The 25,817-nt window shown below is 52.1% G+C and carries 19 protein-coding genes and 3 tRNA genes; 9 read left to right on the top strand and 13 right to left on the bottom strand.

Translation table 11 applies throughout. From position 1 onward, the window contains the following. Position 1: 1 nt before the first annotated feature. From AC2FC2_RS18840 to nagB, 9 genes are all read right to left on the bottom strand, one after another. Positions 2–76, bottom strand: a tRNA-Gln gene (locus AC2FC2_RS18840). A 28-nt stretch (positions 77–104) separates the two neighbouring features. Further along, positions 105–189: transfer RNA gene (locus tag AC2FC2_RS18835), tRNA-Leu, on the bottom strand. An 8-nt stretch (positions 190–197) separates the two neighbouring features. Further along, positions 198–274, bottom strand: a tRNA-Met gene (locus AC2FC2_RS18830). Between the two features lie 220 nt (positions 275–494). Then, positions 495–2,159 carry an asparagine synthase B gene (gene asnB, locus AC2FC2_RS18825; RefSeq protein WP_490659718.1) on the bottom strand — a complete coding sequence of 555 codons (1,665 nt, stop codon included), beginning with the start codon at positions 2,157–2,159 and terminating at the stop codon, positions 495–497. A gap of 289 nt (positions 2,160–2,448) precedes the next feature. Next, positions 2,449–3,903, bottom strand: a complete 1,455-nt coding sequence (gene chiC, locus AC2FC2_RS18820) for a chitinase ChiC (RefSeq protein ID WP_209636340.1) — start codon at positions 3,901–3,903, stop codon at positions 2,449–2,451. A gap of 179 nt (positions 3,904–4,082) precedes the next feature. Further along, positions 4,083–4,835, bottom strand: a complete 753-nt coding sequence (locus tag AC2FC2_RS18815) for an HAD-IIA family hydrolase (RefSeq protein ID WP_209636339.1) — start codon at positions 4,833–4,835, stop codon at positions 4,083–4,085. A gap of 67 nt (positions 4,836–4,902) precedes the next feature. Beyond that, a complete protein-coding gene (gene nagC / locus AC2FC2_RS18810; RefSeq protein WP_209636337.1) occupies positions 4,903–6,123 on the bottom strand; it encodes a DNA-binding transcriptional regulator NagC in 1,221 nt (406 codons plus the stop codon). 149 nt (positions 6,124–6,272) lie between these two features. Continuing rightward, the gene (gene nagA, locus AC2FC2_RS18805; RefSeq protein ID WP_209636335.1) at positions 6,273–7,412 is read right to left on the bottom strand and encodes an N-acetylglucosamine-6-phosphate deacetylase; all 1,140 of its coding nucleotides are present in this window, start codon (positions 7,410–7,412) and stop codon (positions 6,273–6,275) included. An 18-nt stretch (positions 7,413–7,430) separates the two neighbouring features. Further along, positions 7,431–8,231 (bottom strand): glucosamine-6-phosphate deaminase, encoded by an 801-nt coding sequence (nagB, locus tag AC2FC2_RS18800; RefSeq protein ID WP_012005664.1) that lies wholly within the window; start codon positions 8,229–8,231, stop codon positions 7,431–7,433. Positions 8,232–8,565: 334 nt separating this feature from the next. Here nagB and nagE point away from each other — a divergent pair, with 334 nt between their 5' ends. The 8 genes from nagE (at position 8,566) to AC2FC2_RS18760 (ending at position 21,878) form a co-directional block, all read left to right on the top strand. Then, complete coding sequence (gene nagE / locus AC2FC2_RS18795) at positions 8,566–10,512, top strand: PTS N-acetyl glucosamine transporter subunit IIABC (protein WP_209636332.1); 1,947 nt, start codon at positions 8,566–8,568, stop codon at positions 10,510–10,512. A gap of 252 nt (positions 10,513–10,764) precedes the next feature. Next, the gene (gene glnS / locus AC2FC2_RS18790; RefSeq protein ID WP_490659717.1) at positions 10,765–12,429 is read left to right on the top strand and encodes a glutamine--tRNA ligase; all 1,665 of its coding nucleotides are present in this window, start codon (positions 10,765–10,767) and stop codon (positions 12,427–12,429) included. 570 nt (positions 12,430–12,999) lie between these two features. Further along, the gene (gene chiP / locus AC2FC2_RS18785) at positions 13,000–14,403 is read left to right on the top strand and encodes a chitoporin ChiP (RefSeq protein WP_209636329.1); all 1,404 of its coding nucleotides are present in this window, start codon (positions 13,000–13,002) and stop codon (positions 14,401–14,403) included. A 216-nt stretch (positions 14,404–14,619) separates the two neighbouring features. Continuing rightward, positions 14,620–14,946, top strand: coding sequence for a ChiQ/YbfN family lipoprotein (gene chiQ, locus AC2FC2_RS18780; protein ID WP_209636327.1), 327 nt, complete (start codon positions 14,620–14,622; stop codon positions 14,944–14,946). A gap of 14 nt (positions 14,947–14,960) precedes the next feature. Continuing rightward, entirely contained in the window at positions 14,961–17,618 is a 2,658-nt protein-coding gene (locus tag AC2FC2_RS18775) for a beta-N-acetylhexosaminidase (protein WP_490659716.1), read from the top strand. A 76-nt stretch (positions 17,619–17,694) separates the two neighbouring features. After that, complete coding sequence (locus AC2FC2_RS18770; protein ID WP_490659715.1) at positions 17,695–18,840, top strand: MFS transporter; 1,146 nt, start codon at positions 17,695–17,697, stop codon at positions 18,838–18,840. Between the two features lie 49 nt (positions 18,841–18,889). After that, a complete protein-coding gene (gene galE, locus AC2FC2_RS18765; protein ID WP_209636319.1) occupies positions 18,890–19,927 on the top strand; it encodes a UDP-glucose 4-epimerase GalE in 1,038 nt (345 codons plus the stop codon). Next, positions 19,917–21,878, top strand: coding sequence for a glycosyltransferase (locus tag AC2FC2_RS18760; RefSeq protein ID WP_490659714.1), 1,962 nt, complete (start codon positions 19,917–19,919; stop codon positions 21,876–21,878). The genes galE and AC2FC2_RS18760 overlap by 11 nt, the downstream gene beginning before the upstream one ends. Positions 21,879–22,084: 206 nt before the next feature. Here the strand turns inward: AC2FC2_RS18760 and fur are convergent, their stop codons facing one another. The 4 genes from fur to ybfF all read right to left on the bottom strand — a co-directional run bounded on the left by fur (position 22,085) and on the right by ybfF (position 24,972). Then, on the bottom strand, positions 22,085–22,531 hold the full coding sequence (gene fur, locus AC2FC2_RS18755) for a ferric iron uptake transcriptional regulator (RefSeq protein ID WP_020825646.1): 447 nt from the start codon (positions 22,529–22,531) through the stop codon (positions 22,085–22,087). 320 nt (positions 22,532–22,851) lie between these two features. After that, the gene (gene fldA / locus AC2FC2_RS18750; RefSeq protein ID WP_209636316.1) at positions 22,852–23,391 is read right to left on the bottom strand and encodes a flavodoxin FldA; all 540 of its coding nucleotides are present in this window, start codon (positions 23,389–23,391) and stop codon (positions 22,852–22,854) included. Between the two features lie 228 nt (positions 23,392–23,619). Then, positions 23,620–23,907 (bottom strand): LexA regulated protein, encoded by a 288-nt coding sequence (gene ybfE, locus AC2FC2_RS18745; RefSeq protein WP_012005675.1) that lies wholly within the window; start codon positions 23,905–23,907, stop codon positions 23,620–23,622. Between the two features lie 291 nt (positions 23,908–24,198). Further along, the gene (ybfF, locus tag AC2FC2_RS18740; protein ID WP_404760158.1) at positions 24,199–24,972 is read right to left on the bottom strand and encodes an esterase; all 774 of its coding nucleotides are present in this window, start codon (positions 24,970–24,972) and stop codon (positions 24,199–24,201) included. 281 nt (positions 24,973–25,253) lie between these two features. On the opposite strand from ybfF, the gene seqA reads away from it, so the two are divergent. Continuing rightward, the gene (gene seqA, locus AC2FC2_RS18735) at positions 25,254–25,793 is read left to right on the top strand and encodes a replication initiation negative regulator SeqA (protein ID WP_209636312.1); all 540 of its coding nucleotides are present in this window, start codon (positions 25,254–25,256) and stop codon (positions 25,791–25,793) included. The last annotated feature ends 24 nt before the right edge of the window (positions 25,794–25,817 follow it).

The raw sequence follows: 25,817 nt of genomic DNA, 5'->3' as shown, positions 1-25,817 counted from the left end.
ATGGCTGGGGTACCTGGATTCGAACCAGGGAATGCTGGTATCAAAAACCAGTGCCTTACCGCTTGGCGATACCCCATTAGATGCCTGCAACTCGATGAATGAAATGGTGCGGGAGGCGAGACTTGAACTCGCACACCTTGCGGCGCTAGAACCTAAATCTAGTGCGTCTACCAATTTCGCCACTCCCGCAAAAAAGATGGTGGCTACGACGGGATTTGAACCTGTGACCCCATCATTATGAGTGATGTGCTCTAACCAGCTGAGCTACGTAGCCATCTTTTTTCGCGCAACCTTCATCGGCGTTGCGGGGCGCATTATGCGTATATGGCCGTTTTGCGTCAACAAGTTTTTTCCCAAAAAAGCGACCTGATGTGTTGTTTGTCTGGGTTGTGAACAGTATGGCGATAAAATCATCAATTCGGCCGATTAATGGTTGAAAACATCAACAAAAAGGCGGGCCCGAAGGCCCGCCCAAAGAATAAAACGCCGGACGATTATTTGTAGGCAGCCTGGTGAACGCCGACTGCACGACCAGAAGGATCGTCCATCTTTTTGAATGACTCATCCCATTCGATGGCTTTCGCTGAAGAGCAAGCCACTGAGGGGCCGCCTGGCACGCACTCGGCTGCGCTTGGCAGAGGGAACAGCTCCTCGAAGATTTCGCGGTACAGGTAACCTTCTTTAGACCCTGGCGTGTTGTACGGGAAACGGAAACGTGCGGTTTCGAGCTGTTGATCGCTAATTTGCTTGGCAGCGACTTCTTTCAGCGTGTCGATCCAACTATAGCCCACGCCGTCGGAGAACTGCTCTTTCTGGCGCCAGGCCACGCTGGCGGGCAGATAGGACTCAAAACATTCACGCAGGATATGTTTTTCCATTTTGCCATTGCCGCACATTTTGTCTTTCGGGTTGATACGCATCGCCACGTCGAGGAATTTTTTATCCAGGAAGGGCACGCGTGCTTCTACACCCCAGGCAGACATTGCTTTATTCGCGCGAGCACAGTCAAACATATGTAATGCCAGCAGCTTGCGTACGGTCTCGTCATGGAATTCTCGGGCATCCGGCGCCTTATGGAAGTACAGGTAGCCGCCGAACACTTCGTCTGCTCCCTCGCCAGACAGCACCATCTTGATACCCATCGCTTTAATCTTGCGTGACATCAGGTACATCGGGGTCGAGGCACGAATGGTGGTCACGTCATAGGTTTCGATGTGGTAAATCACGTCGCGAATGGCATCCAGGCCTTCTTGCACGGTGAAATGAATCTCATGGTGCACGGTGCCCAGGTGGTTCGCCACTTCCTGCGCGGCGCGCAGGTCTGGGGAGCCTTCCAAACCGACAGCAAATGAATGCAGCTGCGGCCACCAGGCTTCGCTGCGCTCTTGATCTTCCACTCGGCGAGCGGCGTATTTTTTGGTGATAGCGGAAATGACGGAAGAGTCCAGGCCGCCAGACAACAGCACGCCATAAGGCACGTCAGACATCAGGTGACTTTTCACCGAGTCCTCCAGCGCGTTGCGCAGGGTATTGGCGTCTGTCACGTTGTCTTTGACATTGTCGTAATCGAACCAGTCACGCTGGTAGTATTCGCGGATCTCACCGTCCTGGCTCCACAGATAGCTGCCTGCCGGGAATTCTTTAATGGTGCGGCAAACCGGCACCAGCGCTTTCATTTCAGAGGCGACATACAGGTTGCCGAATTCATCATGACCCATATACAGCGGGATAATACCCAGATGGTCACGGCCAATCAGGTAAGCGTCTTTCTCTGAATCGTATAGTGCAAAGGCGAACATGCCTTGCAGGTCGTCGAGGAAGTCAGTGCCTTTTTCCTGGTACAGCGCCAGGATCACTTCACAGTCAGAGCCGGTCTGGAACGCATAGCGATCGCTCAGTTGTTGGCGCAGCGCCTGGTGGTTGTAAATCTCACCGTTAACGGCCAAAACGTGGGTGTGTGCTGCGTTGTACAACGGTTGTGCGCCATTGTTAACGTCGACAATCGATAGACGCTCATGCACCAGAATGGCTTTATCGCTGGCGTAAACACCGGACCAGTCCGGCCCGCGGTGGCGCATCAGACGGGACAGCTCCAGCGCTTTTTTACGCAGTTCAACGGGATCGGACTTCAGATCGAGCACACCGAAAATAGAACACATATAACGACTCTCCTAACGACTTTTATAGACTGTGATGTTGTTTTTGCTGTTATAGGCAGCGTCCCGGCTCATCAATGATGGCGCGGTGTTGCTGCGTTGTGTTTATGAAAATGCGTCAAAACCAACAGGGGATGCAAGCGTTTTAGCGCAGTGCCAGAAAATAGTTGTTTGGGGTAGGGTGATTATTAGCGGATATTCAGTTTTTGACGTCAATAATTAATGATAATGCATTTTTTTTGACAAATAGATGAGTTGCCGGAAAGTTTTACCGGCAACTCATTGCGGACTATCAGGCAGTCAGCTGCCAGAGTGTGAAGGCTGCGTCCGGTGTCCATCCGGCGTTAGAGGTGTGTGCTTGCAGGCAGGTGTATTTCTTTCCTTTGTAGGTCACTACATCACCGACCTTGTAGCTGTGGCTGTTTTGCCACTCATTGACGCCAGGGTCCGGCGGTGTGCCGCCGTCTGCCGTTTTCACTGCCAGTGCACTGCTCGGCAGGGAGGTGTTGCCTTTGTTGTCGGTGGCGGTGACAAAATAACTGTATTGCGTCGCCGCCGTCAGGCCGCTGTCTTGCAGCGACAGACCACCGGTCTGGCCGATCGCGTTACCGTTACGGTAAACCGTATATTGGCTTATCGGATTGGCGCTGTTAGCCGCAGCCCAGTTTAACGTAAGCGAGGTTGAGGTGATCGCGCTGGCGTTCAACGCCGTGGGTGCCTCAGGCTTTCCCGGCGGTGGTGTTACACCTCCTTGAATGAGCGCGGCGTAACGTGTTTTGAATTCCCAGTTGTAGGCCACGCCGGCCTTGCTCTTGCCGTTGTCCCAGTTAACCGACCAGGTCATCAGGCCTTTGATCGACAAACCTTTGGCATCAAGGCGCGCGAAGGCGTTATAGACAGCTTGCTTGTCGACCACATACCCGGTAGCAGCGGCGTCATTGTTGGTTGGCAGGCCGATAACAAACTTGGACGCTGGGATTTTGGTATAACCGCGGGTGCCAGTAACCAGACTTTCCGTCAGGTAATACAGAAAGTCTTCTTTCATGGCGTCATTATTTTGAGTGATCCAGGCGCCTTTACCGCCATTGGCTTCATCGACCCAGATACCGTCACCACCCTGGTTATAATATTGCGGTGCAATGAAATCATAATAACCTTCGAGTGCGGTAATATAATCCAGGTAAGTGCCGTTGGTACGTAAATAAGGGAACTCTGGCGCCATGCTGACAATAAAGTTTTTACCTTCAGCGGCATAATGTGTTTTTACTTTTTTCAATGCGGCCGGTAAGACCGTCTTATTATTAGCTGCGCCGATGGCGGCTTGTTCCAGATCGATGTCCAAGCCATCAAAACCGTAGGTTTCCACCAAACGAATAATTTCATTAGCCAACCGGTCTTCGTCGCCGGTTTTCAATTCGATATGCGCGTCAGCACCGCCCAGAGAAATCAGTACCGCACGGCCCTGGCTGTTCAGAACGCCAACCTGGCGGCGGAACTCGGTATCGGACAGGTTGTAGGGCTTGAAGGTTGGGATACCGTCGCCCTTCATAAACGCCACGGCAACCACATTATATTCAGCAGGAATATCGGTCAGGTTCATATTAGCGAACTGGCCCTGTTGGTAACCGTCGCTGGCACCCGCTGCCCAGTTATGCCAAAAGCCCATCATGATTTTTTTATTGGACATATCCGGCATGGCGGCTGCAGCATCTGCAACCTGTGCATTGATAATATTATCGGAGCTCATAGTAACCTCGTTATTTTAGGTAAGAGTATTTCCACTTGCCGTCAATAGGGTTTATTGGCGGGGCGTAAATATATAATGCGGGTTTTTAACGAGGGCGGGGTGAAACCTTTTCCTGCCAATAATAAATTTAATTCAAATTGACGGGGAGATAAAGGTGGCCGCAATGGCCACCTTAGGCATTAGAAAATATTGATATCCGCAACGGAAGGGAAGATGTAGCTCGGGCGGAATGGCATGGTTTCGACATCGTTCAGCGTCGAAACGCCAGACAGGACCAAGACGGTTTCCAGACCGGCCTGGAAGCCCGCCAGGATATCGGTGCGTAGGTTGTCGCCAACAATCACCGTTTCTTCCGAATGCCCCTGCATTTTATTCAGCGCGGCGCGGATAATCCACGGGCTTGGCTTACCCACGTAAAAGGGTTTGCGCCCGGTGATCTTTTCAATTGGGGCACAGAGTGCGCCGCAAGCCGGTGTAAAACCATGGCCATGGCTGTCCGGGTTGGTGGCAATGAAGCGGGCGCCATTGTTCACGAAGTAGGCGGCTTTGTGCATCATGTCCCAGTTATAAGAGCGAGTTTCACCGACGATCACAAAGTCCGGATTGATATCGGTAATGGTGAAGCCAGCTTTATACAGTTCGTGGATCAGGGCACCTTCACCGACCACGTAGGCCTTTTTGCCTTCTTGGCGGCGCAGAAAATCGGCGGTGGCCATGGCTGAGGTATAAAACGCGCTTTCCGGCACTTCAAGCCCGGCGGCGGAGAAGCGGTTCGCCAGATCCTGCGCGGTTTGTGACGGATAGTTAGTCAGAACGACCAGCGGCATGCCCTGTTCCTGAATACGCGCCAGGAAAAGATCGGCACCGGGAACCGGCGTGTTGTCATGTAGCAGCACGCCGTCGATATCACATATAACGTTTTTGATTGTCATTGTTGCTGTTTCTCATGATTTGCGGCAGGCAAAACGCGAAGATAGCACACCTGCCTGAGGCGGCGGATCAGCTTTCCAGCAATCGCTGCAATAGCACGCCGTTGAGCATCGCCCGTTTGGCCAGGGCGAAAGCGCCGATTGCCGAGCGATGATTAAGTTCGGAGGTGACTACCGGCAGGTTCTTGCGGAAGTCCTTCAGCACCTGAGTATTGATGCAGCTTTGGATTGCCGGCAACAGCACTTTTTCCGCTTCGGTGATTTCACCGGCGATCACCACTTTCTGCGGATTAAACAGATTGATGGCAATAGCCACGGCTTTCCCGAGATAACGACCCACGTGCTCAATCACTTCGCTGGCCAGCAGATCGCCGCGGTTAGCGGCTTTGCAAATGGCGGCGATGCTACAGTCGTCGAGCGTCAGTTTGCTTGGATAGCCCTGAGTCAGCAATTGACGAACGCGGTGTTCAATCGCGGCGTTGGCGGCAACGGTTTCCAGGCAACCGAAGTTACCACAGTGGCAGCGCTCGCCCAGCGGATCGATTTGAATGTGACCAATTTCACCGACGTTGCCGTTGTTGCCCAGGAAGATCTGGCCATTAACGATAATGCCAGCACCGGTACCCCGGTGCAGACGCACCAAAATAGAGTCTTCGCAGTCGCGGGTGGCACCAAAGTAATGCTCAGCTAATGCCAGACTACGAATGTCATGGCCGACAAAGCTGGTGACATTAAAACGTTGTTGTAGGTTGTCGACCAGCGCCCAGTTATTGACGCTGATGTGCGGCATATAGCGCACCACGCCTAGCGCAGGGTCAACCAGGCCAGGCAGGATGACGGCAATGGCGATTAACTCGCGCAGCTTGCGTTGATAGCTTTCGATAAACTGTGAAATGGCAGTGAACAGCGCATTTTCCAGTGTCTCCTGGGTACGCTCCGGCAGTGGATAGTGTTCTTCACCGAGCGATTTACCGCTCATGTCGTACAGCGTGATGGTGGCATCGTGACGACCCAGGCGTACAGCCACGGTATGGAAATGCCGGGTTTCGGAGACAATGGAAATGGCGCGGCGGCCGCCGGTAGAGGCTTGCTGATCGACTTCTTTGATCAGCCCGCGCTCCAACAACTGGCGAGTAATTTTAGTGACGCTGGCGGGCGCTAGCTGGCTCAGTTCGGCTATTTGAATGCGCGAGATCGGACCTTGTTGGTCGATCAGACGGTAAACCGCCGCGCCGTTGAGTTGCTTGACTAAGTCAACATTCCCTATCTGTGCTTGTCCGCCAGTACTCATCAATAATTTTACTCTCTGTCTACCCTTCATACTTCAAGTTACAGGGGGGCTGCCTTTACTCACTCAAATCACATACCCGCGTATGCTCATTGAGGTTCGTTCAGTTGCCGCCTACCTGCGACTCGAATTATTTTGGGTACATATGTTAGTTAAACCTCGTTACCGTTAACGAGCGTTTTGGTGATCTTAAAATCACGGGTAAATGCGGTCAGGTTCGCCACCTTACCGGCTTCGATCGTGCCTAAACGGTGATCCACGCCGATAGCACGCGCTGGATACAGCGTTGCCATACGCAGCGCTTCGTCCAACGCGATACCGACGTGTTCAACGCTGTTCTTCAAGGCGTCGATCATGGTCAGCGCGGAGCCGCTCAGGGTGCCGTTTTCGTCCACGCACAGCCCATCGCGATAGTATATTGTTTTACCGGCGAAAATAAATTGGTCAATATCGGCCCCCGCCGGGGCGGTGGCGTCGGTGACCAGCACCAATTTATCACCTTTCATGCGTTTGGCGTTACGGATACTCGCCCAAGCGACATGATGACCGTCGGCGATAATGCCGGTATAGACTTCTGGCGTGTCGAAGATCGCCCCCATCAGCCCCGGTTCACGCCCGGTAATATACGGCATGGCGTTATACAGGTGAGTGGCGAAAGTGATACCGGCAGCAAATCCGGTGCGGGCCTGTTCGTACGTCGCATTCGAGTGACCGGCGGACACGACAATGCCGGCTGCGGTCAGCTGCTTGATAAAGTGCGGTTCTACCATTTCCGGCGCCAGCGTGACCTTGGTGATCACATCGGCGTTAGCACACAGATAGTCGATCATCTCGCTGGTCGGCTTGCGGATGAACGCGGGGTTGTGGGTGCCTTTTTTCAGCGGGCTAAGGTACGGCCCTTCCAGATGCAGGCCAAGTGCCTGATTCGGGTGTTTTTTCAGATAAGCGCGCATCACATCGATGCTGTGCTTCATAAATTCGTCGCTGCTGGTGATCAGCGTTGGTAGATAGCTGGTGCAGCCGGATTTTTCGTTGGCACGCTGCATGATTTCCAGCGTCTCTTCCGAAATGGCGTCCAGCGAGTCGTTAAATTGCACACCGCCGCAGCCGTTAAGCTGCACGTCAATCAAACCGGGGGCCAGGATAGCGCCACCCAGATCGCGCGTTTCAATGCCGGCCGGCAGCTCAGCCAGCGGGCAGACTCGTTCAATCAGCCCATCAGCGATAATAACTGCGTGGTCGTCAAGTACGTCGTGGCCGGTGAAAATACGGCCGTGGGTTAAAGCGAACATCGTAGCCCCCTGCAAGAATTAAAGACTCTTAACGCTTTCCGCTTCTAATTCGCGGAAATATTTAACGGTTTTGACTTTCAGTTCCATGGTGGATGGCTCATCGCACACCACAACCGCTTTGGCATGCAATTGCAGGCAACTGATGGTCCACATATGGTTGATATTGCCTTCCACAGCGGCTTCCAGAGCTTGTGCCTTGGCATGGCCGGTCACCAGAATCATCACTTCTTCTGCGTCGAGCAGCGTACCGACACCCACGGTCAGTGCAAACTTCGGTACCAGGCTGACATCGCCGCCGAAGAAGCGGGAGTTGGCGATACGGGTATCTTCAGTCAGCGTTTTGATGCGAGTACGTGATGCCAGAGATGAAGCCGGCTCGTTAAACGCGATATGACCGTCAATGCCGACGCCGCCCATGAACAGATTGATTTTGCCGTAGGATTTGATTTTTGCTTCGTACTGGCGGCACTCGGCGTCAACATCCGGTGCATTACCATTCAGCAAGTTGATATTTTCACTTGGGATATCAACGTGATCAAAGAAATTACGGTACATGAAGGTATGATAGCTCTCCGGGTGTTCCTGCGGCAGGCCAACGTATTCATCCATGTTGAAAGTCACCACATGCTTAAAGCTTACTTCACCTGCTTTGTGCATCGCAATCAGATGTTTGTACGCTTCCAGCGGAGTACCGCCGGTTGGCAGGCCGAGCACAAACGGACGCTCCGCAGTAGGCTTGAATGCGTTGATGCGCTGGACGATATGGCGGGCGGCCCATTTGCCGACTTGTGCAGTATCTTTCAGTGGGATAAGTCTCATCTAACACCTCTTGGGGTAAGTAAACTAAAGCTATACTGGTTCGAGCCTGTGCAAGAGTCCTAAGCGTAACCCAGCTTTATGATTCTCGCGTGAAGCGTCAGGCTTGATGATTTTTTTAATGATAAAATAAGTTTTGTGTGATGGCTAGCAATGTGGCAGGTAAAGACTGCTTTTTGGTGATATAAATCACAAAAAAGGAGGTTTTAATTTGCGATACGAAATAATTTTTTTACACTCCACTTGTTGTCGCTCGTCCAGAGTTAATCGCAGTGTGTGATGGCGCTTGCGTAAAATATGATAAAGCCCATAAAAGGGCATTAGGGGGAATATTAAGGTGAACATACTCGGCTTTTTCCAAAGATTGGGCAGGTCGTTGCAACTGCCAATCGCAGTACTGCCCGTTGCGGCGCTTTTGCTACGCTTCGGCCAGCCTGATTTACTCAATATTTCGTTCATCGCACAGGCCGGTGGATCAATCTTCGATAACCTGGCGTTGATCTTTGCTATCGGTGTGGCGGCAACCTGGTCGAAAGACAATGCCGGCTCAGCTGCACTGGCGGGCGCGGTGGGTTACTTCATCCTGACCAAGGCGATGGTCACCATTAACCCAGCAATCAACATGGGTGTGTTGGCAGGTATCATTACCGGCCTGGTGGGTGGTGCTGTCTATAACCGCTGGTCCGGCATCAAACTGCCAGAGTTCCTTTCCTTCTTCGGCGGTAAGCGTTTCGTCCCAATCGCTACCGGCTTTTTCTGTTTAATCCTTGCAGCCATCTTTGGTTATATTTGGCCACCGGTTCAAAATGCTATCCACGCAGGCGGTGAATGGATTGTTTCCATGGGCGCGATCGGTTCCGGTATCTTCGGTTTCGTTAACCGTCTGCTGATCCCAACCGGTTTGCATCAGGTATTGAACACCATCGCCTGGTTCCAGATTGGTGAATTCACCAATGCCGCAGGCACTATCTTCCACGGCGACATCAACCGCTTCTACGCGGGTGACGGCACCGCCGGGATGTTCATGTCCGGCTTCTTCCCAATCATGATGTTTGGTCTGCCGGGTGCGGCATTGGCCATGTATTTCGCGGCACCTAAAGAGCGTCGCCCAATGGTCGGCGGTATGCTGCTGTCCGTTGCTCTGACCGCATTCCTGACCGGTGTGACCGAGCCACTTGAATTCCTGTTCATGTTCCTGGCTCCGCTGCTGTATTTAGTCCACGCTATTTTGACCGGCATCAGCCTGTTTGTTGCTACCTTGCTGGGCATCCATGCCGGGTTCTCCTTCTCTGCCGGCGCGATCGACTACGTGTTGATGTACAACCTGCCAGCAGCCAGTAAGAACGTCTGGATGCTGATTGTGATGGGTCTGGTTGCCTTCGCGGTGTACTTCGTCCTGTTCTCTATCATTATCCGTGCGTTCAACTTGAAAACCCCTGGGCGTGAAGATGCGTCTGACGATGTCGTCGCTCCTGAAGCCAACAGCAACACGGATGAAGGCCTGCGCGCACTGTCTCGCAGCTACATTGGTGCCATCGGGGGGTCTGACAACCTGACCGGCATTGATGCCTGTATCACCCGTTTACGTCTGACCGTTAAAGATTCTTCAAAAGTACTCGATGCAAGCTGTAAGCGCCTGGGGGCTTCAGGCGTCGTGAAACTGAACAAGCAAACCGTTCAGGTTATCGTGGGCTCTAAAGCTGAAGCCATTGCTGATGGTATGCGTGCAGTCATCGCTACCGGCCCGGTTCCTGCGGCAGAAGTCGCACCGGCTGCCGGTGTGAATGTCGCAAAATCACAGGCTGTGCCTAATGCACCTAAAGTGGCCTTTGAGTCGCTGGTGGCGCCGGTAACAGGTGACGTGGTGGCGTTGGATCAGGTTCCTGATGAAGCCTTTGCCAGCAAAGCCGTAGGCGACGGCGTAGCGATTCGCCCGACCGACAAAACCGTAGTGGCACCGGCTGACGGCACCATCGTGAAAATCTTCAACACCAATCATGCATTCTGTCTGGAAACAGACAAAGGTGCGGAGATTGTGGTGCACATGGGTATCGACACCGTTGCACTGAACGGTCAAGGCTTCAAACGTCTGGTTGAAGAGGGTGCTGAGGTGAAAGCCGGTCAGCCAATCCTTGAATTGGATCTGGAATTCCTGAACGCCAATGCCCGTTCGATGATCAGTCCTGTCGTGGTCAGTAACTCTGACGATTACGCAGGTCTGACGGCGCTGGCAACCGGCTCTGTCGTGGCTGGCCAGACCAAGCTGTTTGAGATCCAAAAATAAACTGTTTTACCTGAGTAGTGCCCGGGGTGTTTAACGAGTCATGACGGAAGGCACCCTACCTTTGGCGGGAAGAGAGCAATCTCTTCCCGTTTTTTTATGGGTGGCGAAGAAAGAAGAGGCCACAGAAAGGGGGGCAGCGATCCATTGTGGTGCAATGCTCCGCATTTTTCGTGAAACAAACGGTTGTTTCCGGGCGTGGCTTGTTGGAACATAGGCGGTTATGTGTAGCGCTTTGCATTGAGGAATAGTGAAATGAGTGAGGCTGAAGCCCGCCCAACCAATTTTATCCGTCAGATCATTGATGAAGATCTGGCGTCAGGGAAACACGCGTCTGTTCATACCCGTTTCCCACCAGAGCCAAATGGCTATCTGCATATTGGCCATGCTAAATCCATCTGCCTGAACTTTGGCATCGCCCAAGATTATCAAGGCCAGTGCAACCTGCGTTTCGATGATACTAACCCGGTAAAAGAAGACATCGAGTTCGTTGAGTCGATCAAACACGATGTAGAGTGGTTGGGCTTTGAGTGGAGCGGTAACGTCCGTTACTCCTCAGATTACTTCGATCAACTGCACCATTATGCGGTGGAACTGATCGGTAAAGGCTTGGCTTATGTCGATGAACTGTCGCCTGAACAGATCCGTGAATATCGCGGTAGCCTGACCGCGCCGGGTAAAGACAGCCCATACCGTGACCGCAGCATAGAAGAGAACCTGGCGCTGTTTGAGAAAATGCGCAACGGCGAGTTCGCCGAAGGTGCCGCTTGCCTGCGTGCTAAAATTGATATGGCATCCTCGTTTATCGTGATGCGCGATCCCGTGCTGTACCGTATCAAATTTGCTGAGCATCACCAGACTGGCAACAAATGGTGCATCTATCCGATGTACGATTTCACCCACTGCATTTCTGATGCGCTGGAAGGGATCACCCATTCACTGTGTACGCTGGAGTTCCAGGACAACCGCCGTCTGTATGACTGGGTGCTGGATAACATCACCATCCCTTGTCATCCGCGTCAATACGAGTTCTCGCGGCTGAATCTTGAGTACGCCATCATGTCAAAGCGCAAGCTGAACCAGTTGGTGACCGAGAATATCGTTGAAGGCTGGGATGACCCGCGTATGCCGACCGTTTCTGGCCTGCGTCGCCGTGGCTATACTGCCGCATCAATTCGCGAGTTCTGCCAGCGTATCGGCGTGACCAAGCAGGATAACAACGTCGAAATGATGGCGCTTGAGGCCTGTATTCGTGAAGATCTGAACGAGAACGCGCCGCGTGCGATGGCCGTGCTGGATCCGGTGAAGGTCGTTATCGAGAATTTGACGACCGGTGTGGAAATGGTGACGATGCCTAACCACCCGAATAAGCCGGAAATGGGCAGCCGTGAAGTGCCGTTCAGCCGTGAGATTTATATTGATCGCGCTGACTTCCGTGAAGAAGCCAACAAACAGTACAAGCGTCTGGTACTGGGTAAAGAAGTGCGTCTGCGTAATGCATACGTGATCAAGGCGGAACGCGTTGAGAAAGACGCTGAGGGTGAGATTACCACCATCTTCTGCAGCTATGACCCCGATACGTTGAGCAAGGATCCTGCCGATGGCCGCAAGGTGAAAGGTGTGATCCACTGGGTTTCCGTTGAGCACGCATTGCCAGCTGAAATCCGCCTGTACGATCGTTTGTTCAATGTGCCGAATCCAGCTGCAGCAGAGGACTTCCTGACCACGATCAACCCTGAGTCGTTGGTTATCAAGCGTGGCTTCGTAGAGCCAAGCCTGGCAGCAGCACAGCCTGAAGAAGCCTATCAGTTCGAGCGTGAAGGTTATTTCTGTGCTGACAACCGCGACTCTTCGGCCGAGCACCTGGTGTTCAACCGTACTGTTGGCCTGCGTGATACCTGGGCTAAAATTGACGCCTGAGTTCTGAAGCGGTATTAACGCGAAAAGCGCAACTTGAGTTGCGCTTTTTTTATGCCTGTCGCTGCAGCTTAGCCCCAGCAGGGCGTTTTATTTTCTCAATCTTATTTATCTGCCCGGCATATCAGTAATTTCTTGATAAAAATCATTAGTAATATAACATTGCCTTATATATTCGCGATGCGAATTAATGTCATTTAGAGAGCGCTCTCACATTTTTTCTCCTGACTGACTTTTTTGATTAAGCTGAAACCATTAATCGTCTCTGGTTGACCTGGTATCCTTTTTTATTCTGATTTAATTGAATTTTTTATTCGACAGCCTCTTTGCATAGCTACGTAACAAAATCTCATCGATATGTGCTCTTTGTCATACTTTGACAAATCTCTCTCATAATTCATTTGATAATTCGCGTCGCGAAAAATAGTCTAGCTGTAGCAATAAGTGCTGTGGGGTTTGAGCTCTGCCAGCATTATTTTTTACCCGGTTGGGTTTTTTATTAGCAGTCGTGCAGGGCAGTGGTGAACACGGGCGGCTGCAACTTTTAAAGTTAAGTCAAAGAGGAATTTCATTATGGGTACGCACGGTGCTCAGCGTAAAACGCTGGCGCTCGCAGTAGCGGGTGCGCTGTTGGGAACAGGGTTTGCCATGGCCCCTGAGGCGAAAGCCGCAGGGTTTGTCGATGATTCCACGATGACCGGCGGTGTGTATTACTGGCAACGTGAACGCGACCGTAAAGATCTCAATCCGACCAGTGACGATTACAATAAATACACCACTAACCTGTCACATTCGACGGCCAACCTGAGCCTGGATTTCGCTTCGGGCTATGCCTGGGACATGTTTGGTCTGGACGTAGGCGCCTTTACCGCCATTGAGCTCGCTGAGTCCAGTGCCAGCGGCCACCCGAACGAAATTGCGTTCTCTTCCAAAAACCGTACCTATGATGAAGATTACAGCGGCGATAAAGGCGGTATCAGCCTGTATAAAGCTGCAGGTAAATTCAAGTATGGCCCCGTCTGGGCACGTGCCGGTTATATCCAGCCAACCGGCCAAACGTTGCTGGCGCCACACTGGAGCTTTATGCCGGGCACCTATCAAGGGGCTGAGGCCGGTGCCAAATTTGACTACGGTGATGCAGGGGCATTGAGTTTCTCCTACATGTGGACCAATAAATACAAAGCGCCATGGCATATCGAAATGGACGACTTCCGCCAGAACGATAAAAAAACGGGCGTCTCCTACCTTCATTCGCTTGGTGCGAAGTATGACTTTAAAAACGACTTTGTACTGGAAGCGGCATTCGGTCAGGCCCAGGGCTATGTAAACCAGTACTTCACCAAAGCCTCTTATAAATTCGATCTGGTAGGCAACCCGTTGACGACCAGCTATCAGTTCTACGGTACGGAAGACCGTATTAGCGACAAGAATGATCCTAATAGCATCTATGACGGGTTAGCCTGGTTGCAGGCGCTGACTTTTGGCTACACCACAGGGCAGTTTAATTGGCGCCTGGAAGGCACCATGGTCAAGGCCGAAGGCAATCAGGGTTACTTCCTGCAGCGTATGACTCCAACTTACGCTTCGTCCAACGGGCGTCTCGACGTGTGGTGGGATAACCGTTCTGACTTCAACGCCAACGGTGAAAAAGCGGTTTACGCCGGCGTGATGTATGACCTGAGTAACTGGAACCTGCCGGGGATGGCGGTTGGCGGTTCTTATGTTTATGCCTGGGATGCGAAGCCGAGTACCAACCCAATGTACGATCAGAGCCAGCGTTTGAAAGAAAGCGCCTGGAGCCTGGACGCGATGTACACCATTCAGGACGGTCGTGCCAAAGGCACCCTGCTGAAACTGCACTACACCCAATATGACAACCACACCAACATCCCAAGCTGGGGTGGCGGCTACGGCAACATCTTCCAGGACGAGAAAGACGTCAAGTTCATGGTTATCGCACCATTCACCATTTTCTAAAACATAGCCTATGGCCTTCAAGTTACGGCTAGGCGGCCAGCTGGCTCATCCCCTGGCAAGGTAGGGGCGCTGCATGCAGCGCCCGTATTCATCGGGACGAATATATTCGTCCCCTAGGGTAACGGGTAAGCGAGTGCCGATAACAACGCTGCGGCTTGAAAGATGACGGGTATATTCCCGGCGGCAGCGCCGGGGACACTTAACGGGAATAACACGATGAAAAAAATCATGTTGATGTTGGCCGCAACTGTCGCGCTGAGTGCGTGTGTACAGCCAGCTGCACCGCCGGAAGACGCCAAATTGAAACAGGCCTACAGTGCCTGTATTAACACTGCCGAAGGGTCGCCAGAAAGGCTACAGCCCTGTAAGGCCGTGCTGAACGTATTGAAACAAGAGAAGCAGCATCAGCAGTTTGCCGAGCAGGAAACGGTGCGGGTGATGGATTATCAGAACTGCATTCAGGCGGTTCATAGCGGCAACGGCCAGGCTTATGACGCACAGTGCGGGAAAATTTGGAAAGAGATCCACGATAACAATAATTAAGGATGATGCTAAAGATGAACAAATTCAAATTGAGTGCGGTTGCTGCATTGACGGCAACCGTAGGGTTATTTGGCAGCGTGGGGAACGCGATGGCCAATCAGCAATTGGTGGATCAACTTAGCCAGTTGAAACTGAATTTGAAAATGGTCGATAACCGCGCCGCAGACAGTGGCCTGGATTGCGGCAAACTGGGCGCCGATTGGGCAGCATGCAATAAGGTCCTAATCAGTCTGACCAACGATAATCAGGAAATTACAGGCCACGACTGGGCGATTTACTTCCACAGTGCCCGCCAGACAATGCGGGTGGACAACGATCAATTCAAAATATCTCACCTGACGGGCGATCTGTATAAGCTGGAGCCCACCGATAAATTTACCGGCTTCCCTGCGGGTAAAACGGTTGATATCCCGATTATTGCAGAATACTGGCAGTTGTTTAAAACAGACTTTGTGCCGCGCTGGTATGCCACTTCAGGCGATGCCAAGCCAAAAATCCTGATCAATACCGACACCGAAGATCTGAGTCAGTTTGTGGCGCCCTTTACCGGCGACCAGTGGAAGCGCACCAAAGATGACAATAACATCTTGATGACGCCAGCCTCCCGTTTCACAAAAAATGCCGAGCTGAAAACCTTGCCGGCAGCGTCACTACGCGGTCAGATCGTGCCCACGCCGCTGCATGTGAAAGTACATTCACAGGATGCCGATCTGAGTAACGGCGTAGCGCTGGAATTAAGCGCATTGTCCAAACCGGCCGCAGACGCGGCAACCCAACGTTTTGCTTTATTGGGAATAACCGATAACGCGAGTGGCTATCCGATCAAGACCGATATCCAGCCTGGCAAATTCAACGGTGAGTTGGCGGTGTCGGGTGCCTATGCGTTGAGCATTGGCAACAAGGGAGCACAGGTTATCGGTTTCGATCAGGCCGGGGTTTTCTATGGTCTGCAATCTATACTGTCGCTGATTCCTGCCGACGGCAGCGCCAAAATTGCCACGCTGGAGGTTAAAGATGCTCCACGCTTCCAGTATCGCGGTATCTTCCTGGACGTCGCACGTAACTTCCATCAAAAAGAGGCCGTTTTGCGTCTGCTTGACCAGATGGCGGCTTACAAACTCAATAAATTCCATTTCCACCTGAGTGATGACGAAGGTTGGCGTATTGCCATCCCAGGGTTGCCGGAATTGACGGAAGTCGGGGGGCAGCGCTGCCATGACTTGAGTGAAACCACCTGCTTGTTACCACAATACGGCCAAGGCCCTGACGTCTACGGTGGGTTCTTCTCCCGTCAGGATTATATCGACATTATCAAGTACGCTCAGGCGCGCAAGATTGAAGTGATCCCAGAGATCGATATGCCGGCGCATGCTCGTGCAGCTGTGGTCTCAATGGAAGCACGTTATAAAAAACTGCATGCCGCAGGTAAAGAGCAAGAGGCCAACGAATTCCGCCTGGTGGATCCGACCGATACCTCCAATACCACCTCGGTGCAGTACTTCAACCGTCAAAGCTACCTCAACCCTTGCCTGGACTCGTCCAAGCGCTTTGTCGATAAGGTGATTGGCGAGATTGCCCAAATGCACAAAGAGGCGGGGCAGCCGCTGAGCACTTGGCACTTTGGCGGTGACGAGGCGAAAAACATTCGTTTAGGTGCTGGGTATACCGATGTTGCCAAGCCGGAGGCGGGTAAAGGCATCATTGATCAGCGTAAAGAAGACAAACCTTGGGCGAAGTCCCAGGTGTGCCAAATGATGATCAAAGACGGTAAAGTCGCGGATATGGAACACCTACCAAGCTACTTTGGCGTCGAAGTTAGCCAACTGGTGAAGGCACATGGCATCGACAGAATGCAGGCTTGGCAGGATGGTCTGAAAGATGCGAAGAATGCCAAGGCATTCGCTACTGAACGCGTCGGGGTGAATTTCTGGGATACTTTGTATTGGGGCGGTTTTGATAGTGCCAATGACTGGGCCAATAAAGGCTACGAAGTGATCCTGTCTAACCCGGATTACGTTTACATGGATTTCCCGTATGAGGTGAATCCGGACGAGCGTGGCTATTACTGGGGTACCCGTTTCAGCGACGAACAGAAAATGTTCAGCTTTGCGCCGAATAACTTGCCGCAAAATGCGGAAACCTCGGTTGACCGTGATGGCAATCATTTCACCGCCAAGAGCGACAAATCTTGGCCGGGCGCTTACGGTATTTCAGCCCAGATGTGGAGTGAAACCCAGCGCACCGACGATGAAATGGAATACATGATATTCCCTCGTTCGCTGTCGGTGGCAGAGCGCGCATGGCACCGCGCAAGTTGGGAGCAAGATTACCGGGCGGGCCGGGAGTATAAAGGCGGTGAAACCCACTTTGTCGACACGAAGAAACTGGATCGTGATTGGCTGCGCTTCGCCAACCTCCTTGGTCAGCGAGAACTGGCAAAACTGGACAAAGGTGGCGTGAGTTATCGGCTGCCGGTGCCGGGCGCTCGCGTAGTGGGGGGCATGCTGGAGGCCAATATTTCTCTGCCGGGTCTGGGCATTGAGTATTCCACGGATGGTGGCAAGCAATGGCAGCGGTACGATGCCAACGCCAAGCCGCGTGTTGGCGGTGAGGTGCTTATCCGCGCGATAAGCCCGGACGGGAAGCGCTACAGCCGTGCCGAGAAAGTGTAATTTTTGAGCCACGGCCCGTCTGTTCGCAGGCGGGCCGTTATTGATCCTCAATAGCAGCGACCGACGGTAATCAGAGATGAATTCGATACGGCTGACCTTTATGGTCGTTGCTTTTTTTTCCGGGATTGCCGGGGCACTGCAAATACCGACCCTGAGTCTGTTCCTCACGACCGAGGTGCAGGTCACGTCTTTATGGGTCGGTTTTTTTTATGCGGTTAACGCTGGCGTTGGCATTATTGTCAGTTTTTTACTGGCGAAAAAATCAGACCGCCAACGGGATCGGCGCAACCTGATTTTAATCTGTTATTTATTGGCGGCGGGGAACTGTCTGTTATTTGCATTTAATCGCAATTATTTAACGCTAATAACGGTGGGCGTGCTGTTAACGGCCATCGCCAATACGGCGATACCGCAATTATTTGCTCTTGCGCGTGAGTATGGCGAGCGCTCATCGCAAAACGTTGCGATGTTCAGCGCGGTCATGCGCGCCCAACTTTCTCTTGCCTGGGTCTTTGGCCCCCCATTGGCGTTTATGCTGGTGGTGAATTATGGCTTCACTGCCATGTTTATTTTTGCCGCGGGGATATTTCTGTTAGTCACTCTGTTGGCTTGGCGGATATTGCCCGAGGTGGCGCGTGTCATCATCAATAGCCACGTCGAAACGCAGCAAAAAACGGTCTTTGATAAAGACGTTAGCCTGCTGTTTTTTGCCTCGGTATTGATGTGGACCTGCAGCGCCATGTATCTGATTGATGTTCCGCTGTATATCAGTGCCGAACTGGGTTTGCCGCAGCGTTTGACCGGCTGGATGATGGGCGTTGCCGCTGCGATAGAAATCCCGATCATGATCCTGGCAGGGCGTTACGTGAACCGGGTGGGCAAACGCCTGATGATGTTGACTGCGATGGTGGCTGGCATGCTGTTTTATGCCGGCATGCTGTGGTTTACCTCTCCCGTTGGCTTGCTGGTCTTGCAGGTCTTTAATGCGATATTTATCGGTATTGGGGCCACCATCGGCATGCTCTACTTCCAGGATTTGATGCCGGAACGGGCGGGGATGGCCACCACGTTGTTCACCAACAGTATTTCAACCGGCGTGATCCTGGCCGGAATATTACAAGGGATCCTGACCGAGTACGGGCCACATTCCTCCGTTTATCTGTTAGCCATATTACTGCTTTTTATTGCTTTACCTGTCGGTTTTAAAACCCGGGAAGTGTAGGTGGTTTCTGAGTGAGTCGTTTATTTTTAAACACAAACAAGGATATATGATGGCTATATTGGTGACGGGCGGCGCCGGTTATATCGGCTCGCATACGGTGTTGGCGCTGTTGGAAAGGGGGGAGAACGTCGTTGTATTAGACAACCTGTCCAACAGTTCGTCAGAGTCTCTGTTTCGCGTAGAAAGGCTGACAGGGAAAAAAGTCATTTTCTATCAGGGGGATATTCAGCAATATCACCTATTGGATCACATCTTCCGTCAGCATGATATTCATGCTGTTATTCATCTAGCCGGTTTGAAATCTGTTAGAGAATCAACCGAGCAGCCACTGAAATATTATCAAAATAATATTTCTGGCTCATTGATCGTACTGGACAGAATGCGCCATGCGGGCATTAATCAGTTTATTTTCAGCTCTTCGGCCACCGTTTACGGACCTGCGGAATATACTCCGCTGACGGAAAATTGCCGTGTTGGGCAGACCACGAATCCTTATGGCACTTCCAAGCTGATTGTTGAACAGATCCTGGCAGAGTTTGCCACCACTGCACCACAGATGGCGATCACCGCATTGCGTTATTTTAATCCCGCCGGGGCGCATGAGTCTGGCTTGATTGGTGAAGATCCCGCCGGCATTCCCAATAATCTTCTGGCGTATCTGGCACAGGTGGCTATTGGCAAACTCGCGGTGTTGCCCGTGTATGGCAACGACTACCCGACCAGCGATGGAACTGGTGTACGTGATTATATCCACGTTATGGATCTGGCTGAAGGGCATTTGAAAGCGCTGGATAACCTGCAGCCAGGTTTTAACGTCTATAACCTGGGTACGGGCAAGGGTTACTCGGTACTGGAAATTATTCAGGCGTTCGAACGTGCCTGTGGATTCAAGATCGCCTACCAATTTAATCCCCGGCGTGCGGGTGACATCGCCGAGTGTTGGTCCGATCCGTCGTTGGCTGCGGAAAAGCTGGGTTGGCAAGCTAAGCGCAGCCTGGAAAAAATGGTATGTGATGCGTGGTCTTGGCAGAGTAAAAATCCGCAGGGTTATGGTCCATTAATAAGGATGGCTGCCGATGGCGCTTAACAACGGGCATTTTGGCGCCCTGCAGGATGATCTGTTTCGGGCTGAATATGAGGCGCGGCTAAGCGATTTGAAGTTTGAATTCGTGAAGTGCCAACGTCAGGCTACGCCAGCGGCAAAGGCGCGTTATCAACGTGGGGTGAATCAACTACGGGAATGGCTGTCTGCGCAGGGGCATTTATTTGATGCCGCACGCTGTTCTTCACTATTTTGCGTGCCCACGCGGGCACTTGCCGCAGGGGAACAATTGCTGCACCGCATTTGGTTGGGCGGAGCCATTCCTGACGACGCGCGAGAAGTTATCTCTCAGTGGGGGGATGCACAACAAGCGGTGAGTCGTGGCGAGGCTCGTGACTGGGTCGGCATGTTATGGGTTTGGGATGCAAAGCAGCTGGCAAAGGATGCCTGTTTCATTGCCTCACCCCAAACGCATGGCGGCCAGTTGGGTGAGTACGATGCCGGTAACCATCGCCTGCAGGTGCATTCGTTGAGTGAACTGGCGCAAAGAAGAGTCGGTAATAGTTTGGGGTTTATCCATCAGCTCCATGATAAACGCTATTACGCCACACTGTCCGACTACTTCCGCTTTTTGATTTTGATTGAGATGGGGGGCGTGTATATGGATATCGACACACTTCCCCACCGAGCGGCGACACTGTTTCTGATCAAGCCTGAGGTTCCGGACTATCTTCAGTTCCTGCCCGGAGGTGAAGTTAGCCACGTCAGTTGGTTGAATTTGTTCCTCGACGAAACGGGAATGATCATCAGCCGTAAGGGAGATATGGCGCTGTGCAGGATGTTAGCTGGGCTCGATCAAATTTATGCGGGGGAAAGCAGTGAGGTACCGGAAAGAAATCCGATTTATGAACGGAAGCTGTTCGATCCTTTTTACCAATTGTGGAGTCGCCATATTGAACGTACTTTCCTCAGCCACGATCGTTTTTGCCAGATGCATGGTGTTTTGTATGACGCAACCCCACAGGCGGTGACCTGCGGTATTCGCGGTATGCGGCTGCTGGAAGATGTGATCACCAATGAGCGGCTACCGTTGTCGCAAGAAGAAGAGCAGAGCTACCAGCAATGTGTTAGCCGGTTGGAAAATCTGGATTGGCAGCTTGAGCAGCCGCTGGATTTGGCACGCTATGCGGAAATATTTACCGTTGATGAAGTACCTCGCATGGCCTATCCGGCGCAGATTCGGTCCGACATCGATCATTACCACTACTATTCGGTGCTTTCTCATGATCAGCGGCTTGATCGGGTAAACCAGCTTTTTGGGGAGTACCTGATTGCCGACAACCGGCGGCAGATAGCGGCTGGGCATTACTGGCGTTCTGCCCAGGGGGGGGGGGAGGCTGTGCCGCCTGAACCGCGGGGATCGTTGCATTTCATGGCGGGACGGCAGGTGGGTGAAGCGGATAAGACCCGCATGGCAAAGCTGATTTTTAGCACGAGCTACCTGGAATACTGTTCCGTTGGCAATCGTGCTGGGCTGGATCTGGTGTCTTTGCAGCAGGCGCAAAATATCGAACCTTACCTGGATCTGATCACCGTGGCTTACGATCGGCGCGGTGAGTTTGTCGGTTTTTTCAATGCGGCGGCCGTCAGTGAACTGTATGCCATAGACACGGACTACCTTTATCGCGATGAAATGAAACCTCTTGATGAGGCTTACGACAGCTTTGTGCAAAGCCACTGTGTCGCTGACGATTATTTTGTCTGTAGCTTGGCGATTGAGAGCCAATTTCGGGGGCTGGGGTATTTTAACCAAATGTTTGCCTTGATTCAGCTACAGGCGGATCAACGCCAGGCGAAAAACATCGCGCTGTGCGTCTGGCAAAGTAGTGATGCCTGCAAAATGTATTTGAACAAGGGGTTCCGCATTCGTGGTGTGTTTGACCAAGCCAAGGCCATGTTTTTTGATCGGCTGCTCTTTCTTGAATATGCATTGTAACGAGTTTACTCATCCGCGTGTCGGCGGGGGAGTTGACGTTGAAGTGGGTGTAAGTGGGAAGTGAGAAGTACCGTGGAGAAGTGCCGCTGCAATTGTTGTCATTTAGCTATGATCTTTCCCCGGGCCTGTCCGGGGATTTTTTTATCTATTTGCTTCAGGCATAAAAAAACCGCCGTTAAGGCGGTTCTCAATGCCGGTTAAGGACATTATTTTTTGTCGTGCAGAGTGTCGTCTTCACGGCAGTCACCCGTTTCACAGTGGCCGTACAGGTACAGGCTGTGGTTGGTGAGCTTGATGCCGTGTTGTTTGGCGATATCACGCTGACGCACTTCGATAGATTCATCGCTGAATTCGATCACTTTGCCACAATCCAGGCAAATCAGGTGGTCGTGATGATGTTGCTGGGTCAGTTCGAACACGGACTTGCCGCCTTCGAAGTTGTGACGAGTCACAATGCCTGCATCATCAAATTGGTTCAGTACGCGGTAAACCGTAGCCAGGCCAATTTCTTCGCCCATATCTATCAGTTTTTTGTACAGATCTTCCGCACTGACGTGATGGCATTCCGGATTTTGCAGTACTTCCAGGATTTTGAGTCGCGGAAGCGTGACTTTTAAGCCGGCCTTCTTCAATGCGGTGTTGTTGTCAGTCATGCGGATTCAGTCCTGTTACTATGCTAATCAAGTTGAGGCGTTCTCGCCTGTGGCATCGGTCGGCACAAAGTGTTAATTGCGTCTCATTATAGAACCGGTTGGCCTAAATAGAAACCGCCGGTTGTTAACAAAGATATAATTGCACTATTGCATGTTGCACACGCAACGTCTTGATGGATGGGATAAACCGATATCTCAGTCTACCTTGACGATGTGAGAAGTTACAAATGTGTATCTTCTATTGCAGTAATCCGTACTGCCGATGACGGCCCTGCCGGCAACACTATGCACTTTGCAGGGCTTTTGTTCAACCTTTGGCGTTACCCGACGATCTCGGCCAGGCTCAACTCTTCGACGATTTGTTTTACCCAACCTTCGACACGTTCATTGGTCAGTTCTGGCTGGCGATCTTCGTCAATGGCGAGACCGATGAAGTGGCTGTCACTCGCCAAGCCTTTCGACGCTTCGAAGTGGTAACCTTTGGTTGGCCAGTGGCCTACAATGGCGGCGCCACGTGGTTCAATGATGTCGCGGATAGTCCCCATCGCATCACAGAAATATTCTGCATAGTCTTCTTGGTCGCCACAGCCAAACAGCGCAACCAGCTTACCGTTGAAGTCGATCTCTTCCAGCGTTGGGAAGAAGTCATCCCAGTCACACTGGGCTTCGCCGTAGTACCATGTCGGGATACCGAGCAACAGAATATCGAAACCTTCCAGGTCTTCTTTGCTGCTTTTGGCGATGTCGTGAATTTCGCAAACATCGTCGCCAAACTGTTGCTTAAGAATTTTCTGGATCATCTTGGCAATGTTTTCGGTATTGCCAGTGTCGCTGCCAAAGAAAATGCCTACATTAGCCATATCGCGTATAACCTTTAAATTCAATAAATTGCATTACACGATGTTAGCGCTGACCACGATAACACCGATTAAAATGATGCCATAGCAAGGGAAACCCTTACCGGTAATTGCGTATCATGCCAGAAATTTACCCCGGGGTTTTATCACGTTTATGCGATACCGGGTGGAATAAAACGATGTTGATCGGGCGTCATCCTTAACGCCGCGCCGCACGTGCGGCTGCAATGATCAATGTTCTGGCTGGTCGTCTGCCAGTTGCGCCAACAGCATTTGCTCAATAAGCTCGCTGCGACTGATATTACGCTGTTCCGCCAATTTGTTCAGGGCGTCCACCGCATCCGCGTTGATCTTCAGTTCCACACGCCGTAAGCCACGGACTTTATCGCGTCGAAGCTGATTACGCTTATTGATTCTAAGCTGTTCATCTCTGGATAGCGGGTTGGTTTTCGGGCGCCCCGGACGGCGTTCATCTGCGAACAGATCCAGCGTCGTGCGATCCGTTTGTTCTTTTGCCATAGGTAGCGGTACTGCAAGGGAGTTTGCATCAAAAAGCGCGTAAACGCTTCTGGATGGTTCGGTTAACACACTTCGGGCCAATAAACCCTAACCCAAATTCACCCCCAGCCCGGCGCTATTGAACACGCTTAGCACGGCGGCAAAATTATAGCGCGCCATATTACCCCAGCAGATGGAGCGACGACAATGTTTAACTGAGCCGAAAACGCGCTAAGCCGTTATCTTTAGCGCGTTTTTTCACCAGATGGCCGTTTTAGGGAGGATTCCTTCTCTGACAAGGGGGCAATTGGCTCAGGCTTCGCCGAGAAAACGGTGAATGGCACGTAACACGGCTTCTGGTTTTTCTGCATGAACCCAGTGCCCAGTGCCTGCAACCACGTGTGCACGTGCCTGTGGGAATTGACGGGCGATATCGGCGCGGTAGCTATCTTGTACATAGGGCGACAGCCCACCACGAATGAACAGCGTCGGGTGCGGCCAGGCGGGGACTTCCTGCCAGCCGGTGATATTTTCATATTGATCGATCAGCGCCGGTAGGTTGAAACGCCATTGGCCCTGATGGAATGACTTCAACAAGAACTGGATCACACCTTCTTCATCCAGATAGCTGCGCATCAACTCCGCAGCCTGTTGGCGCTGCGTGATGCCGGCTGCGCTGACGGCTTGTAACGCGGCAAAAATTTCGTCGTGGCGGCGAACGTGATAGTCCACCGGTGCAACGTCAATAATGATCAGTTTCTCCACTCGCTCTGGCGCGATGGCCGTCAGTGCCATCGCCGCTTTACCGCCCATTGAATGGCCGATAACAATGACCTTCTCCAGATGCAAATCATCCAGCAACGCCAGCAGATCCTGGGCCATTTCCGGGTAGGTCATTACCGCTGAGCGTGGCGACAGGCCGTGGTTACGCAAATCGACTTTAATCACGCTGTGCTGTTGGTTCAGGTCGCGCGCCAGGACGCCCAGATTGTCCAGATTGCCGAATAGCCCGTGGATCAGCATGACCGGCAACGCTGCGGACTCGGTTGCCAGCAATTGATAATGTAATTTCATGGTGAAGTTCATACTGAGAGAGATTCAGATTAGGTTATCATGATTAAAACACCGGATGAACATACCCGTTGCCGTGCTGCCGCTTGAAATCCATGGGGTATAACGCGGATTTTTCATGGTAAGGTGCGGGTTTGGCAACGTGGATGCTGGGCGGACTCTAGGTAATAGTCTGCTTTTGCCGTGTCGGGACACATTGTTATGTTCGCTCCCGCGCTTTTAACCTTATAATCCCATGGCTTGAATGCAGGATCTGGCTTCAGGTTCTAAGTAGAAAAAAACAGTACTGGATAAAGATGAAAACTATTGAAGTCGACGAAGAGCTTTACCGTTATATTGCCAGCCACACGCAACATATTGGTGAGAGCGCGTCCGATATTTTGCGCCGTATGTTGAAATTTACCGCCGGTCAGCCCTTGCGCGCTGCGCCAGCTGCCAGCGCACAGAGCGCCGAGCAGGACAAAATTGTTGCTGCTCCGCGACCGCGCGATCGCGTGCGTGCCGTGCGCGAACTGCTGTTGTCGGATGAGTATGCCGAGCAGAGCAAAGCGGTGAATCGTTTTATGCTGGTACTATCCACCCTGTATACCCTCGATGCGGCCGGTTTTGCCACCGCAACTGAAGCGTTGCACGGCCGTACCCGCACCTATTTTGCAGGCGATCAGCAAACCCTGTTGGCGAATGGAACGCACACCAAGCCGAAGCACGTTCCGGGCACGCCTTATTGGGTGATCACCAATACCAATACCGGTCGCAAACGCAGCATGGTGGAGCACATCATGCAGGCTATGCAGTTCCCAGCGGAACTGACAGATAAAGTTTGCGGCACTATCTAATTTAGCGAACAGCCCGTCATGGTG

This window comes from Serratia sp. CoH_122_TC_1, assembly GCF_058191755.1.
Note: the sequence above shows the minus strand (reverse complement) of the source record. Positions and strands in the feature narration are given on the sequence as shown.